Raw genomic sequence first — 11,401 nt, forward strand, 5'->3', positions numbered from 1 at the left:
TCAGCCGGCCTGGTTCGGGGGCCAGTTCTGGGTGTTGGTCTTGCTGACCCATTCGAGGAAGTCGGCGAGGTCATCGACCTCCTGGTCCGTCAGATTGAACTGCGGCATCTGCCGCCGGCCTTCGATGCCGGAGGGCTGCGCCGCCATCCATGCGTGAAGCGCCTCGCGGGCACTGGCCGGGTCCTTGTCTCCGCCCCAGCGGATCCAGACGTTCGACAGTTCCGGCGCGAAATAGGCGCCCTCGCCGTCGAGCGTATGGCAGTTGATACAGGCGTTCTTTTCCCAGATATGTTTTCCGCGGGCGACGCTTTCCGTCAGGGTCGCCTCGTTGGTGGAAACCGTGCGGATGTAATAGTGACTGTGGGCGGTGAGGCCCACGAATATGGCGAAGAAGAATGCAGACCCGCCGTAGAACACGTTGCGGGCCGCGGTTTTTGTCAGGCGTTCAGCCATCGATCATCCTTTCATGTCAGTGGCGATGCCGCCGTGACGTCGGAAATCGAGCCAGCGGGCTCGTCGGAAGGGAATGGCGGAAATCGGCCGCAAGCTCTTTGCTCATTCGCAAGCAAACCGGCGAATGTCGCCAGGGCGGCAAGCCATATGCCGCCTGCAGGCGCCTTGACTTCCAAAGTCGGTGCAGGCGTCAGACAGACAGTTGCAGGGCGGAGCGGGCAACGGCGATCAGCAGCACGAATGCCGCCCAGGACCATAAGGCGGCGCTCAACGGTGTCCTGGCCCCGCGAAGCCCGAGAAAATCCAGCACGACGAGCCGGACCTTGATGACGGCAATCGTGGCGATCACGACCGCTGCCAATGCAGGCAACACGCCGTGCGGCAGGGCGCGGGTCACGACGAACATGCTGCCCGTCAGAGCAAGGAGCAGCAGCAGCGCGCGCGAGCAATTCGGATGGTCGGGACGTTTCATAGCAGGTAGATGACCGGAAACATGACGAGCCAGACAATGTCGATCACATGCCAGAGCGTGCTGATCAGATGGACGTTTTCGCGCGTCGGGAAGACCGAGACCAGAATGAGGATCATCGATCCGAATGCCACATGCGTCAGGTGAAATCCGGTGATGAGCAGATAGAGCTGCGAGAACGGATCGCCGGACAGAAGCGAAGCGCCTTCGAGCGCATATTCCACACATTTGAGCCCGACGAAGACAATCCCTCCCAGTGCCGCCGCAAGCAGCATCAGTCGGCGGCGAGAGGTCGTGTTCTGTTCGCCGGACCTGGCTGTAAACCAGCCGCTTGCCAGAAGCACGACCGTGTTGACGACCGGCAGAGTGTGATGAAGCCTCGCCTTGCCGGCAGCGAATGTTTCCGGATGCAACATGGAGGCAACGACGAAGGCGGTCAGCAGCGCCCCGAAGGCAACGAGCTCGCTCCAGGCGAGGATCCATACCAGCAGGTCGCCGTTCTCCGTATCGCGCGTCTCGCGGCTTGAGGTCATCAAGGTCATGCGTCGTGCATAGGGTGCCGTCGGGCGCCCGTCTTTGTGAAACCGCAAACAGAAGGTCGTCGCCTGCGGACGGCCGTTCGTCGAGCGGGGGCCTCTTTGACCGATCTCAAAGAAGCGTTCGCGGCGCCCGGCTATTGTGCGCTCACAAAGGAGACCCCATGAGCGACGCGCAAATCGGACTTTCGATCGCAACACCTGTCATCGTGATCTTCGCGATTACGCTCTATCGGATGGGCGTGCTCCAGCGCACCGGTGTCGTCACCGCGGTCATCGCCGCCATTGCCATTGCCGCGAGCCTGTTCCTCCAGCGCTGAACGACGCATCACGCGATATTCTGCCATGCCCGATGGACGGCGTTGCCGCACGGTCGCGGCCTAGCTGCCGGCTTCTGACGGGAAATTGCCTTCGAGATGGACGAGATTGAAGTCGTCGATCAATATCTGTACGTCCACGCTCCAGCCGGCCATGTCAGAAAGCGGCAGGCTGGTTGCCGTCCATGTGCCGTCTGCGGCACTCGTCAGCCTGTACTTGAGAGGTTCGATCCCACGTGCGGCGCTGCGCAGGCTGAGAGAGACGCTTCGCGGCCGTATCGGATCGAATTGCGGGCTCATGATCGAAACCTGGACGTCAACCGTACCGTCGGGCCGGGGTGCCGTTTCGAGCTCGGCCATTGCTTTCTGCCCATGCAGATGAAGCGACATTGCCGGATGCACATGCGCATACTGATATTGTCCGGGACCTGCGAAGCGCCACAGTGAGGCCGTTGCCACGATCAACAGCGCCAGCGCGATCTCTCCGCCGATGCTCCAGCCCAGTCTGCGCCGCGCAGCAGGGTTTCCGGCGAGCGCCGGGGCGGTCAGCCAGAACCGATTGTAGAGCGCCAGCATGCACAGAACCGCGACAAGGCCGATCTTGACTGCCAGAATGCGCGCAAACAGCGACGACCACGCCAGGTCGACGCGGGGAATTTCCATGACGGCAAGCAGCAGTCCCGCCAGCAGCATCAGGACGAAGGGAGCGGGGATCAGCTGCGAGAAGATCCGCAGCGGCCGCCGGCCCCCAGCGGAGCGGCTGAGGCGCAGGAGCGGCGGCAGGCTTCCGATCCAGAAAAGCATGACGGCAGCGTGCAGGAAGATCGATGCCTGCGCGATGAGGCGGGGCTGCGCCATGGAACTGTGGCCGGTCAGCGTAAAGGCGAAGGAGGCAAGGACCAGGGCCGCGGCAGACGCCATCCGCGCCGAGCGCAGACGCAGCGGCAGGAGCGCAAGCACAATCGCCGCAAGCGTAAGACATTGGGCAGTCCCCGTCCGGTCGGAGAAAGCCTGAGCGATCGGCTCCGGTCCGGCCCAGACGAGGCCCGCGCCGATATCGTCCAGCCCCTGAAGATAGAGCCGTGCCAGGACGAAGACGATTGCGACCGCTGCCAGGGTAGGGGAGCCGGCGCGCATGCTTGCCGGATCGAGCCAGCGATTGAAAAATGCGCCTCCGACGACGGCTGCGACGGCGAGCGTCGCGCCCATATTGCCGAACCAGATGGCGGCAAGCAGTGCCTCCGATGGCGTCTCGGAAACATTTCCGGAGCGTGCCGACGGTTTGCCGACATGAAAGACGATGGAGCCGCCGACCGGATGCCCGTCTTCCGACGCCACCCTGTAGCTGACGATCACCGTCCCGTCTGCGAGCGGACCGGGTATCGGCACGGCGATTTCGGCGCCAGTCGGATTGGCCGAAAGCTCCTTGGCCGCTCCGTCGGGCGCGACCATTCCGAGGCGAATGACCCTGACCGTTTCGTTAAAACGCAGCAGGACCTTTTCCGGCGCGACGGCGACAATGGCGCCGTTCGCAGGAAAGGATGCGGTCAGGACGGCGTGGGCGTCAGCTCCTGCCGCCATGACCATGAGCAACCCCGCTGCACGCGCGAGAAGGCAGAAAGCGGCCCATAGTGGAAAATTCCGTGCCATGGGCGATGACCTTCCGGGCTCGTCTCGGCCGCGCTTCAGGAATGGGGTTTGGCGACGACGTCGAAGAACGGCGCCGGGGTCTCGTAATCGTCGGAGGTCTTGCCGGCAGCGGGAATGTCGATCCAGCGCTCGACCGCGCCTTCGGCGCATTCCTGGACGACGGGAACATATATGCGCGTAGACGCAGGCAGCTCCTTGGCGACCGTGGCGCGAAATACGAATTCATCATATTCGTCGTCGGCAAGCGAGCCGCCCTGCCATACGATCTCGGTCACGCCTTCCTTGACCTGCTCTCCGTAGAGATCGTAGCTTTTTTCGAAGGGGCCGCGGATTTTTTCCAGCGTCCAGCCCGTCTTCGGCATGGGCTTGGCCGACAGCAGCCCTTCGGGGATCTTCACCCGGATCCTGACGGTTGCCTTGCCTTCGCAGCCGTGACCGACGCGCAGCACAGCCTTGTAAGCCTTGCCCGATACCGCCTCGGTCTGCTCGAGCGTGATGTGAGCCTGCGCCGATCCGGCAAGGCAAAGCATGCCTGCTGCGGCGAGCGCAAAGTGTCTGATCATGACATGTCTCCCGGTCCGCAGGTGGGGCGCAGGCGGCCGCCACCTGTGAGAACCTCTATGGTTGCGTGACTTACTGCGTCACCTGAGTGATCTGCGCGAGGGCTGCGTCAAGGCGCTTGCGCACCATGTTCGGAACCTTGGCGGTCTTGATGGCTTCGAGGTTGGTGGGATTGTCGCCGACCTGGATCAGCACCACCATGCCCATGCCGGCGTGCGGCGTGCATTTGATGACATAGGCGCCGGGGACGTCGAGCTTGGCCTGGAACTGTTCGCTGGGCTTGGACTTGAACTCGGCTGCCCCATCCGGAATAAGACCCTTGTAGGTCTCGGCATTGTGGCTCTTGTCGGTGGGCACGAAGGTAACGGTGTCGCCGGGTGCGACCTTGACGAATCCCGGCTCGAAAACCATTGCGCCGTCAGCGCCCTTGTTGAGCATCTGGATCTGATGGTCGGCCGCCATGAGCGGCGCTGTCGATGCCATCAGAACCGCCGCGGCAGCGATCAGTCCAAATTTCAGACGCATTGCATTTCTCCTATCGTTCGGGGCCGATCTTGGCCTCGGCCGCGGTTTTAGGGCATGCAGGCGGCTCACTCTTTGATGTCCGTCAAATTGGCTGCGCCTATTCGAGCGACAGGCGGCCCTCCCGGCCTGGCTTCGGCAACCGGAAAGACAGGCAGCCGGCCGCGGAACCGTCACAGGCTCCGGCAGGCGGCCGGATCGCAGGAATGATTGGGGAAGACCCGCGTCACCGGGCGTCGATGAGCTCACGCACTTTCAGGGCGAGGTCGCGTGCCGTATAGGGCTTGCGAAGCCATTGCGCGCCGGCGATGACGTCGTTTGCGGCCAGCGCGGGCTCTGAATAGCCTGACGTGAAGAGCACGGCGAGGTCGGGACGTTCGGCCCGTGCCGCCCGCGCCAGCTCGTCGCCTGTCATGCCGCCGGGCATGACGATGTCGGTGAACAGGAGCGCGACGTTGGGATGTTCCTTGAGCAGTTCAAGCGCGCGCTTGCCGTTATCGGCCTCGATCACCGAATATCCCATCCCGGCCAGCCGGGCGACCGCAACCCTGCGGACGCGCGAATCGTCCTCGACCACGAGAATGTGTTCGTCGCCGCCCGGCAGAGCCGCTTCGCTCCTGCCGGTGACGCTCGCCTCCCCCCTGGCGGAGGCGCTTGAAAGGGCCGGCAGATAGATGCGGATCGTCGAGCCGCGGCCGACCTCGCTATAGATCTGCAGGTGGCCGCCGGATTGCTTGACGAAGCCGTAGACCATGCTGAGACCCAGTCCGGTTCCGGACCCGACTTCCTTGGTGGTGAAGAAGGGCTCGATCGCGCGCTTCTTGACCTCTTCGGTCATGCCGTCTCCCGTGTCGCTCATGGAGACGAGCACGAAATTGCCGCTGCGCACTTCCGGATACATTTTCGCATAGTCCGCGTCGAGCTGGACGCGCGAGACCTCCGTGGTCAAGGTGCCGCCTTTCGGCATGGCGTCGCGCGCATTCAGGGCGACGTTGAGGATCGCATTCTGCAGCTGGGAACTGTCGACCAGAACGTTGAAATCAGACCCCGAAAGGACCGTCGACAATCGGATGTTTTCCCCGAGCGTCCGTCGCAGCAGGTCGGAAAAACCGGTGACGAGCTGGCCGAGATCGGCCTGCTTCGGGTTAAGCGGCTGGCGTCTTCCGAATGCCAGCAGCTGTCCCGTCAGCTTTGCGCCGTCGGCTGCGGCATCCTGGGCCTCCCGCAGCATGTCGCGCAGCGGGCCGGCCGGAAGCTTGTCCTCGATCATCTCCAGATTGCCGCTGATGACAGTGAGGAGATTGTTGAAATCGTGTGCCAGGCCGCCGGTCAGCTGCCCCACGGCTTCCATCTTCTGGGCCTGGCGAAGGTCTTCCTCGATCTTGAACTTGCTGGTCAGGTCGCGAACGAAACCGGTGAAGATCCGCTCGCCGTTCGCCGTCGCCTCGCCGACGTGCAGCTCCATCGGAAACTGCGTGCCGTCGGCGCGCTGCCCCGTCACCACGCGACCGTAGCCGATGATTCGCTTCTCGCCCGTCTGCATGTAATGGTCGATGTATCCGTCATGGGCCGCACGATAAGGTTCGGGCATCAGCTTCTTGACGTTCTGGCCGCAGATCTCCTCGAACGTGAAGCCGAAAAGCGCCTCGGCCGCCTTGCTGAACGACATGACGTGGCCGTTCTGGTCGATGACGATCATGGCGTCGGGCACCGTGTCGAGAATCGACGACAGGTGTGCCTCGCGCGCCCGCACGGCCTCTTCGGCCTTGCGCAGGGCGCTGACGTCGCTGTTCGTCTCGATGACGACGGGATCGCCGTCGGGAAGGTTGACGAGCACGCAGCGCGTTGCCACGTGCATGTCGCGTCCGTTCTTGTGACGGTGAACGACCTCGCCCTGCCAGAAGCCCCGCGTCGTCAAATGCGCGCGGACGGCCTCCATCGGCTCAGGAAAGCGGGTGTCGAGCAAGGCATAGACAGTCTCGCCGACGGCCTCTTCCCGGGTCCAGCCGTACATGTTCTCGCTGCCGATCGACCAATGGGTGATCGTGCCTTCGAGCCGGTGCACGATGATGTCGGCCCCATCAAGCACATGCACGAGCGCGTCCAGTTCCTGGGGCGATGCGATGCGCGGCGAGATCAGACGGTGAGGCATAGGCATTGGTTCCGCAATCAGTGGACGCTACCCCTATGGCAGGTTCTGTCTGAAAAATCATCCACATTGCCAGACAGCCGTGCCAGGCGGGCCAGATTGACGATACGCAGATTGTGGCGGCCGTCCGGAGTGACGATTTTTCTCTGGGCGAGCTTGCTGATCGAGCGCGAAACGGTCTCGATGGTCAGGCCGAGATAGTCGGCGATGTCCTGCCGGCTCATCGGCACTTCGAGCAGCCCCTGGCGGACCGATTCGCTGTCGCGGGTCGCGAGCTTCATCAGGAAGCTGCAGAGGCGTTCCTCCGCATTCTTTCTGGAGAGCAGCACCAGCTGGTCGTGGGCCGACGCGGTCTCCCGGCAGAGCAGGCTGATATAGGCCGGCCGCAGAAGCTCGGAGCGTTCGACCTCCTCCTGGAACTGCTTGCGCGAGAGGCGGCGGATCTTGCAATCCGTGACGGCTTCGGCGGTAAACAGGAAATCGCCCTGCAGGAAGGAGCCGACGACATCGCCGGCGAAGTGAAAGGCGGTAATGACCCGGCGCCCGTCACCGATGATGCGATGAAGGCGCACGACGCCTTCGGTGATCTGGAACAGATGCCGTGCGGCATCGCCCTCCCAGCAGATCGCCTTTCCTGCCTCGACCGTTTCGCTCGCCGACATCTGGAAAAGCGCCGACAGGCAATTGCCCTGAACCGCCTTTGCGCCGAGATCGGCACTTTCGAATGCCTGGTGGCCTTGCATCAACATCCCAATGATCCCCGTGCCCTGATTGAACGTGAGGCCAATAGAAAGGCGTTCGGTCACAGCCGAATGAGCGGACGGTGCCAAAGAGTAAGACTCTGTAACAGTCTGTAACAACGGGCAAAGGCGAAGCTTTGTTGACCTGGATCAAGGAACGGGCGGGGCCTCCATGACAGTCGTTCCCCAAAGTACGAGAAAGGCGACCGCCCTGTGGTCGTCTGCGCACTGGGGACGTCATCATGAACTATACTGCGGAAACCATGGTGGTCGCCGTGGGAGCATTCCTGGCACTGCTTGGCGCTGCCTTCGCCCACGACCATCTATTTTCAATCCACATGGGGATATTGAGCCTCTGCCTTTTTGCCGGAACATTGCTTCTCGTCAGAAACGTGGATTTCTCACCGGCCGGCCGGCGGCCGAAAGCCGATCCGTCCGGCTATTTCGACGAAGTGATCCGCTACGGTCTGATCGCCACCGTGTTCTGGGGCGTCGTCGGCTTCCTCGTCGGCGTCGTCATCGCGGCGCAACTGGCGTTTCCCGATCTCAATTTAGCTCCCTACCTGAATTTCGGCAGGCTGCGGCCCGTTCACACGTCGGCGGTGATCTTCGCCTTCGGCGGCAACGCGCTGATCATGACGTCCTTCTACGTCGTCCAGCGCACCTGTCACGCGCGTCTCTTCGGCGGCAGCCTCCCCTGGTTCGTTTTCTGGGGCTACCAGCTCTTCATCGTCATGGCGGCGACCGGCTATGTCCTCGGCATCAATCAGGCGCGCGAATATGCCGAGCCTGAATGGTATGTCGACCTGTGGCTGACGATCGTCTGGGTTGCCTATCTGCTGGTCTTCCTCGGTACCATCCTGAAGCGCAAGGAGCCGCATATCTATGTGGCGAACTGGTTCTATCTCGGCTTCATCGTGACGATCGCGATGTTGCACGTCGTCAACAATCTCGCCGTGCCGGTCTCCTTCCTCGGCTCGAAGAGCTACTCGCTGTTTTCGGGCGTCCAGGACGCCTTGACGCAGTGGTGGTACGGCCACAACGCCGTCGGCTTCTTCCTGACGGCCGGCTTCCTCGGCATGATGTATTATTTCGTGCCCAAGCAGGCCAACCGCCCGGTCTATTCCTACCGGCTGTCGATCATCCACTTCTGGGCGCTGATCTTCATGTATATCTGGGCCGGCCCGCATCACCTGCACTATACGGCGCTGCCCGACTGGGCGCAGACGCTCGGCATGGTCTTCTCGGTCATGCTCTGGATGCCGTCCTGGGGCGGCATGATCAACGGCCTGATGACCCTCTCGGGCGCCTGGGACAAGATCCGCACCGACCCCATCATCCGCATGATGATCGTCGCCATCGCCTTTTACGGCATGTCGACCTTCGAAGGCCCGATGATGTCGGTCAAGACGGTGAACTCGCTCAGCCACTACACCGAATGGACCATCGGTCACGTGCATTCGGGCGCGCTTGGCTGGGTCGGCATGATCACGTTCGGCGCGATCTACTACATGACGCCGAAGCTCTGGGGCCGCGAACGCCTCTACAGCCTGCGCATGGTCAACTGGCACTTCTGGCTCGCGACGCTCGGCATCGTCGTCTACGCGGCGGTCCTGTGGGTCGCCGGCATCCAGCAGGGCCTGATGTGGCGGGAATACAATTCCCAGGGCTTCCTCGTCTATTCCTTCGCCGAAACAGTGTCTGCGATGTTCCCCTATTACGTGCTGCGCACGCTTGGCGGCGGCCTTTACCTCGCCGGCGGCATCGTGATGGCCTGGAACGTCTTCATGACCATTCGCGGCCATCTGCGTGACGAAGCCGCAATTCCTTCTGCCTATGTGCCGCGCGCACAGGCTGCCGAGTGAGGTGACACATGGCATCAATCCTGGACAAACATCAGATCCTCGAGAAAAACGCGACCCTGCTTCTGGTCGGTTCGCTGCTCGTGGTCAGCATCGGCGGCATCGTCGAAATCGCGCCGCTCTTCTATCTGCAGAATACGATCGAGAAGGTCGAGGGCATGCGTCCCTATACGCCGCTCGAGCTTGCGGGCCGCAATATCTACATCCGCGAGGGCTGCTATCTCTGCCACAGCCAGATGATCAGGCCCTTCCGGGACGAGGTGGAGCGCTACGGCCATTATTCGCTGGCCGCCGAATCCATGTACGACCATCCCTTCCAATGGGGCTCGAAGCGCACCGGTCCGGATCTGGCGCGTGTGGGCGGCCGTTATTCCAACGAATGGCATGTCCAGCACCTGTCCGACCCGAGAGCGGTCGTGCCGGAATCCATCATGCCGAGCTACGCCTTCCTCAAGGAACACGAAGTGACCGTCAAGGACGTCGGCATGGACCTCAGGGCGAATGTGGATGTCGGCGTGCCCTATAGCGACGACATGATCGCCAACGCGGAAGCGGACATGAAGGTGCAGGCCGACCCGAACGCCGATACGACCGCGCTTCTCGAGCGATATCCCAAGGCCAAGGTCGGCGACTTCGACGGCGATCCGTCGAAGCTCACCGAGATGGACGCCCTCGTGGCCTATCTGCAGATGCTCGGCACGCTTGTCGACTTCTCGACCTACGACGATGCCACCGGCTACCGATGAGGTGAAACATGGAAACCTACACCGCAATGCGGCACTTCGCCGACAGCTGGGGCCTCCTGGCGATGACGGCCTTCTTCATCGGAGCGGTCCTCTTCACGCTGAGGCCGGGCGGCAAGCAGGCCGCGAAGGACGCGGCCAATATTCCCTTGAAGGACGATTGAGATGTCGGAAAAACATATAGACGAAATCAGCGGCGTCGAGACGACCGGCCATGAATGGGACGGCATCCGGGAACTGAACAATCCAATGCCGCGGTGGTGGGTGTGGACCTTCTACGCGACGATCCTGTGGGCGATCGGCTATGCCATCGCCTATCCGGCCATACCGATGATCACATCGGCGACCAAGGGTTATTTCGGCTTTTCCAGCCGTGCCGAACTGCAGCAGGACCTGGATCTCGCCAAGGCGTCGCAGACGAAGTTCCATGACATGATCGCCGCCAAGACCGTGCAGGAAATCGACGCCGATCCGGCGCTTCGCGAATTCGCGATCGCAGGCGGTGCCTCCGCCTTCAAGGTCAATTGCGCTCCCTGCCACGGTTCGGGCGCGAGCGGCGGACCCGGTTTTCCCAATCTCAACGACGACGACTGGCTCTGGGGCGGTGATCTCGATTCCATCCAGACGACAATCGCCCACGGCATCCGTTTCGACAACGACGCGGACACGCACGTCTCCGAAATGCCGGCGTTCGCCGACATGCTGGACAAGGATCAGATCCGCCAGGTCGCAGCCTATGTCTGGAGCCTGACGAACAAACCGTCGGACGAAACCCTCGTCGAGCCCGGCAAGCAGGTGTTCCTCAACAATTGCGCCGCCTGTCACGGCGAGGATGCCAGGGGCAAGCCGGACATGGGCGCGCCTGATCTTGCCGATGCCATCTGGCTGAAGGCTAAAGGCGAGGACGCCATCATCCGCCAGGTTGCGGCTCCCAAACATGGCGTCATGCCGGCCTGGTCTGCGCGCCTCGGAGATACGACGGTCAAGGAACTCACCGTCTTCGTGCACTCGCTCGGCGGCGGCCAATGAGGAGAAGGCAGGATGACGAACCATGACCACAATGCGCTCCTTGCACTTTACGGCACCCCGCGGGCGGTGATCCGCTCGCGCGTGTCGATACGCGCGAGGTTCACCCCGCCGGCCTGCGAGCAGGAAGATCCGGCAAGGATCGGCAGTTCGATCGTAAGTTTGATCTGCCTCAAAGATCACAATCCGACCAGCCGCTAGACCTGCGAGCGAGGACGTCCCAGCGGCTTCTCCCCGTTGTCCTCCAGGATCGCGCCCACCTCTCTGGGCGCGGTCCCCTTTCTTTGACCAAGCGCAAAGAACGATCCGGCGCGATCACCTATGCCTGTCGATTGCCCGGCTCTTTCAGGGCTGCATTTCCTGCCCGGGCAGG

General features: G+C 62.4%; 14 protein-coding genes. 6 read left to right on the forward strand and 8 right to left on the reverse strand.

Annotation, left to right across the window (positions count from 1 at the left end):
• The 3 genes from ACU8HS_RS25660 to ACU8HS_RS25670 all read right to left on the reverse strand — a co-directional run bounded on the left by ACU8HS_RS25660 (position 1) and on the right by ACU8HS_RS25670 (position 1,464).
• The gene (locus tag ACU8HS_RS25660; protein WP_112568869.1) at positions 1-453 is read right to left on the reverse strand and encodes a c-type cytochrome; all 453 of its coding nucleotides are present in this window, start codon (positions 451-453) and stop codon (positions 1-3) included.
• A 190-nt stretch (positions 454-643) separates the two neighbouring features.
• On the reverse strand, positions 644-925 hold the full coding sequence (locus tag ACU8HS_RS25665; protein ID WP_112756965.1) for a cytochrome C oxidase subunit IV family protein: 282 nt from the start codon (positions 923-925) through the stop codon (positions 644-646).
• Complete coding sequence (locus ACU8HS_RS25670) at positions 922-1,464, reverse strand: cytochrome c oxidase subunit 3 (RefSeq protein WP_112756967.1); 543 nt, start codon at positions 1,462-1,464, stop codon at positions 922-924. Before ACU8HS_RS25670 ends, ACU8HS_RS25665 begins: the two co-directional genes overlap by 4 nt.
• 158 nt (positions 1,465-1,622) lie before the next feature.
• Here ACU8HS_RS25670 and ACU8HS_RS25675 point away from each other — a divergent pair, with 158 nt between their 5' ends.
• The gene (locus tag ACU8HS_RS25675) at positions 1,623-1,778 is read left to right on the forward strand and encodes a hypothetical protein (RefSeq protein ID WP_183727154.1); all 156 of its coding nucleotides are present in this window, start codon (positions 1,623-1,625) and stop codon (positions 1,776-1,778) included.
• 60 nt (positions 1,779-1,838) lie between these two features.
• Here ACU8HS_RS25675 and ACU8HS_RS25680 read toward each other — a convergent pair whose 3' ends face one another.
• The 5 genes from ACU8HS_RS25680 to ACU8HS_RS25700 form a co-directional block, all read right to left on the reverse strand.
• Positions 1,839-3,362 (reverse strand): copper resistance CopC/CopD family protein, encoded by a 1,524-nt coding sequence (locus ACU8HS_RS25680; protein ID WP_447015979.1) that lies wholly within the window; start codon positions 3,360-3,362, stop codon positions 1,839-1,841.
• Between the two features lie 98 nt (positions 3,363-3,460).
• On the reverse strand, positions 3,461-3,988 hold the full coding sequence (locus ACU8HS_RS25685) for a YcnI family copper-binding membrane protein (protein WP_112568863.1): 528 nt from the start codon (positions 3,986-3,988) through the stop codon (positions 3,461-3,463).
• A 70-nt stretch (positions 3,989-4,058) separates the two neighbouring features.
• Complete coding sequence (locus ACU8HS_RS25690) at positions 4,059-4,511, reverse strand: pseudoazurin (protein ID WP_112568861.1); 453 nt, start codon at positions 4,509-4,511, stop codon at positions 4,059-4,061.
• Between the two features lie 223 nt (positions 4,512-4,734).
• Positions 4,735-6,660, reverse strand: a complete 1,926-nt coding sequence (locus ACU8HS_RS25695) for a PAS domain S-box protein (RefSeq protein ID WP_447015980.1) — start codon at positions 6,658-6,660, stop codon at positions 4,735-4,737.
• 17 nt (positions 6,661-6,677) lie between these two features.
• On the reverse strand, positions 6,678-7,406 hold the full coding sequence (locus ACU8HS_RS25700; protein WP_112568857.1) for a helix-turn-helix domain-containing protein: 729 nt from the start codon (positions 7,404-7,406) through the stop codon (positions 6,678-6,680).
• Between the two features lie 233 nt (positions 7,407-7,639).
• On the opposite strand from ACU8HS_RS25700, the gene ccoN reads away from it, so the two are divergent.
• Genes ccoN through ACU8HS_RS25725 form a run of 5 tightly spaced genes read left to right on the forward strand, consistent with a single transcriptional unit; the run spans position 7,640 to position 11,229 of the window.
• Entirely contained in the window at positions 7,640-9,262 is a 1,623-nt protein-coding gene (gene ccoN / locus ACU8HS_RS25705) for a cytochrome-c oxidase, cbb3-type subunit I (protein WP_447015981.1), read from the forward strand.
• An 8-nt stretch (positions 9,263-9,270) separates the two neighbouring features.
• Positions 9,271-10,005: a cytochrome-c oxidase, cbb3-type subunit II gene (gene ccoO, locus ACU8HS_RS25710; protein WP_112568853.1), complete on the forward strand. Its 735-nt coding sequence runs from the start codon at positions 9,271-9,273 to the stop codon at positions 10,003-10,005.
• Between the two features lie 8 nt (positions 10,006-10,013).
• Positions 10,014-10,166, forward strand: a complete 153-nt coding sequence (locus ACU8HS_RS25715; RefSeq protein WP_112568851.1) for a cbb3-type cytochrome c oxidase subunit 3 — start codon at positions 10,014-10,016, stop codon at positions 10,164-10,166.
• A 1-nt stretch (position 10,167) separates the two neighbouring features.
• A complete protein-coding gene (gene ccoP, locus ACU8HS_RS25720) occupies positions 10,168-11,031 on the forward strand; it encodes a cytochrome-c oxidase, cbb3-type subunit III (RefSeq protein ID WP_447015982.1) in 864 nt (287 codons plus the stop codon).
• 12 nt (positions 11,032-11,043) lie between these two features.
• Positions 11,044-11,229 carry a hypothetical protein gene (locus ACU8HS_RS25725; RefSeq protein ID WP_112568847.1) on the forward strand — a complete coding sequence of 62 codons (186 nt, stop codon included), beginning with the start codon at positions 11,044-11,046 and terminating at the stop codon, positions 11,227-11,229.
• The last annotated feature ends 172 nt before the right edge of the window (positions 11,230-11,401 follow it).

The sequence above is a fragment of the Rhizobium sp. KDH_Rht_773_N genome, from assembly GCF_052946295.1.

Bases quoted from the DNA above. Each gene is read 5' to 3' on its own strand.
- ccoN (WP_447015981.1), top strand. From the start codon at position 7,640: ATGAACTATACTGCGGAAACCATGGTGGTCGCCGTGGGAGCATTCCTG.
- ACU8HS_RS25675 (WP_183727154.1), top strand. From the start codon at position 1,623: ATGAGCGACGCGCAAATCGGACTTTCGATCGCAACACCTGTCATCGTG.
- ACU8HS_RS25715 (WP_112568851.1), top strand. From the start codon at position 10,014: ATGGAAACCTACACCGCAATGCGGCACTTCGCCGACAGCTGGGGCCTC.
- ACU8HS_RS25685 (WP_112568863.1), bottom strand. From the start codon at position 3,988: ATGATCAGACACTTTGCGCTCGCCGCAGCAGGCATGCTTTGCCTTGCC.
- ACU8HS_RS25680 (WP_447015979.1), bottom strand. From the start codon at position 3,362: ATGGTCATGGCGGCAGGAGCTGACGCCCACGCCGTCCTGACCGCATCC.
- ccoP (WP_447015982.1), top strand. From the start codon at position 10,168: ATGTCGGAAAAACATATAGACGAAATCAGCGGCGTCGAGACGACCGGC.
- ACU8HS_RS25670 (WP_112756967.1), bottom strand. From the start codon at position 1,464: ATGACCTTGATGACCTCAAGCCGCGAGACGCGCGATACGGAGAACGGC.
- ACU8HS_RS25695 (WP_447015980.1), bottom strand. From the start codon at position 6,660: ATGCCTCACCGTCTGATCTCGCCGCGCATCGCATCGCCCCAGGAACTG.
- ccoO (WP_112568853.1), top strand. From the start codon at position 9,271: ATGGCATCAATCCTGGACAAACATCAGATCCTCGAGAAAAACGCGACC.
- ACU8HS_RS25690 (WP_112568861.1), bottom strand. From the start codon at position 4,511: ATGCGTCTGAAATTTGGACTGATCGCTGCCGCGGCGGTTCTGATGGCA.
- ACU8HS_RS25700 (WP_112568857.1), bottom strand. From the start codon at position 7,406: ATGTTGATGCAAGGCCACCAGGCATTCGAAAGTGCCGATCTCGGCGCA.
- ACU8HS_RS25665 (WP_112756965.1), bottom strand. From the start codon at position 925: ATGAAACGTCCCGACCATCCGAATTGCTCGCGCGCGCTGCTGCTGCTC.
- ACU8HS_RS25660 (WP_112568869.1), bottom strand. From the start codon at position 453: ATGGCTGAACGCCTGACAAAAACCGCGGCCCGCAACGTGTTCTACGGC.
- ACU8HS_RS25725 (WP_112568847.1), top strand. From the start codon at position 11,044: ATGACGAACCATGACCACAATGCGCTCCTTGCACTTTACGGCACCCCG.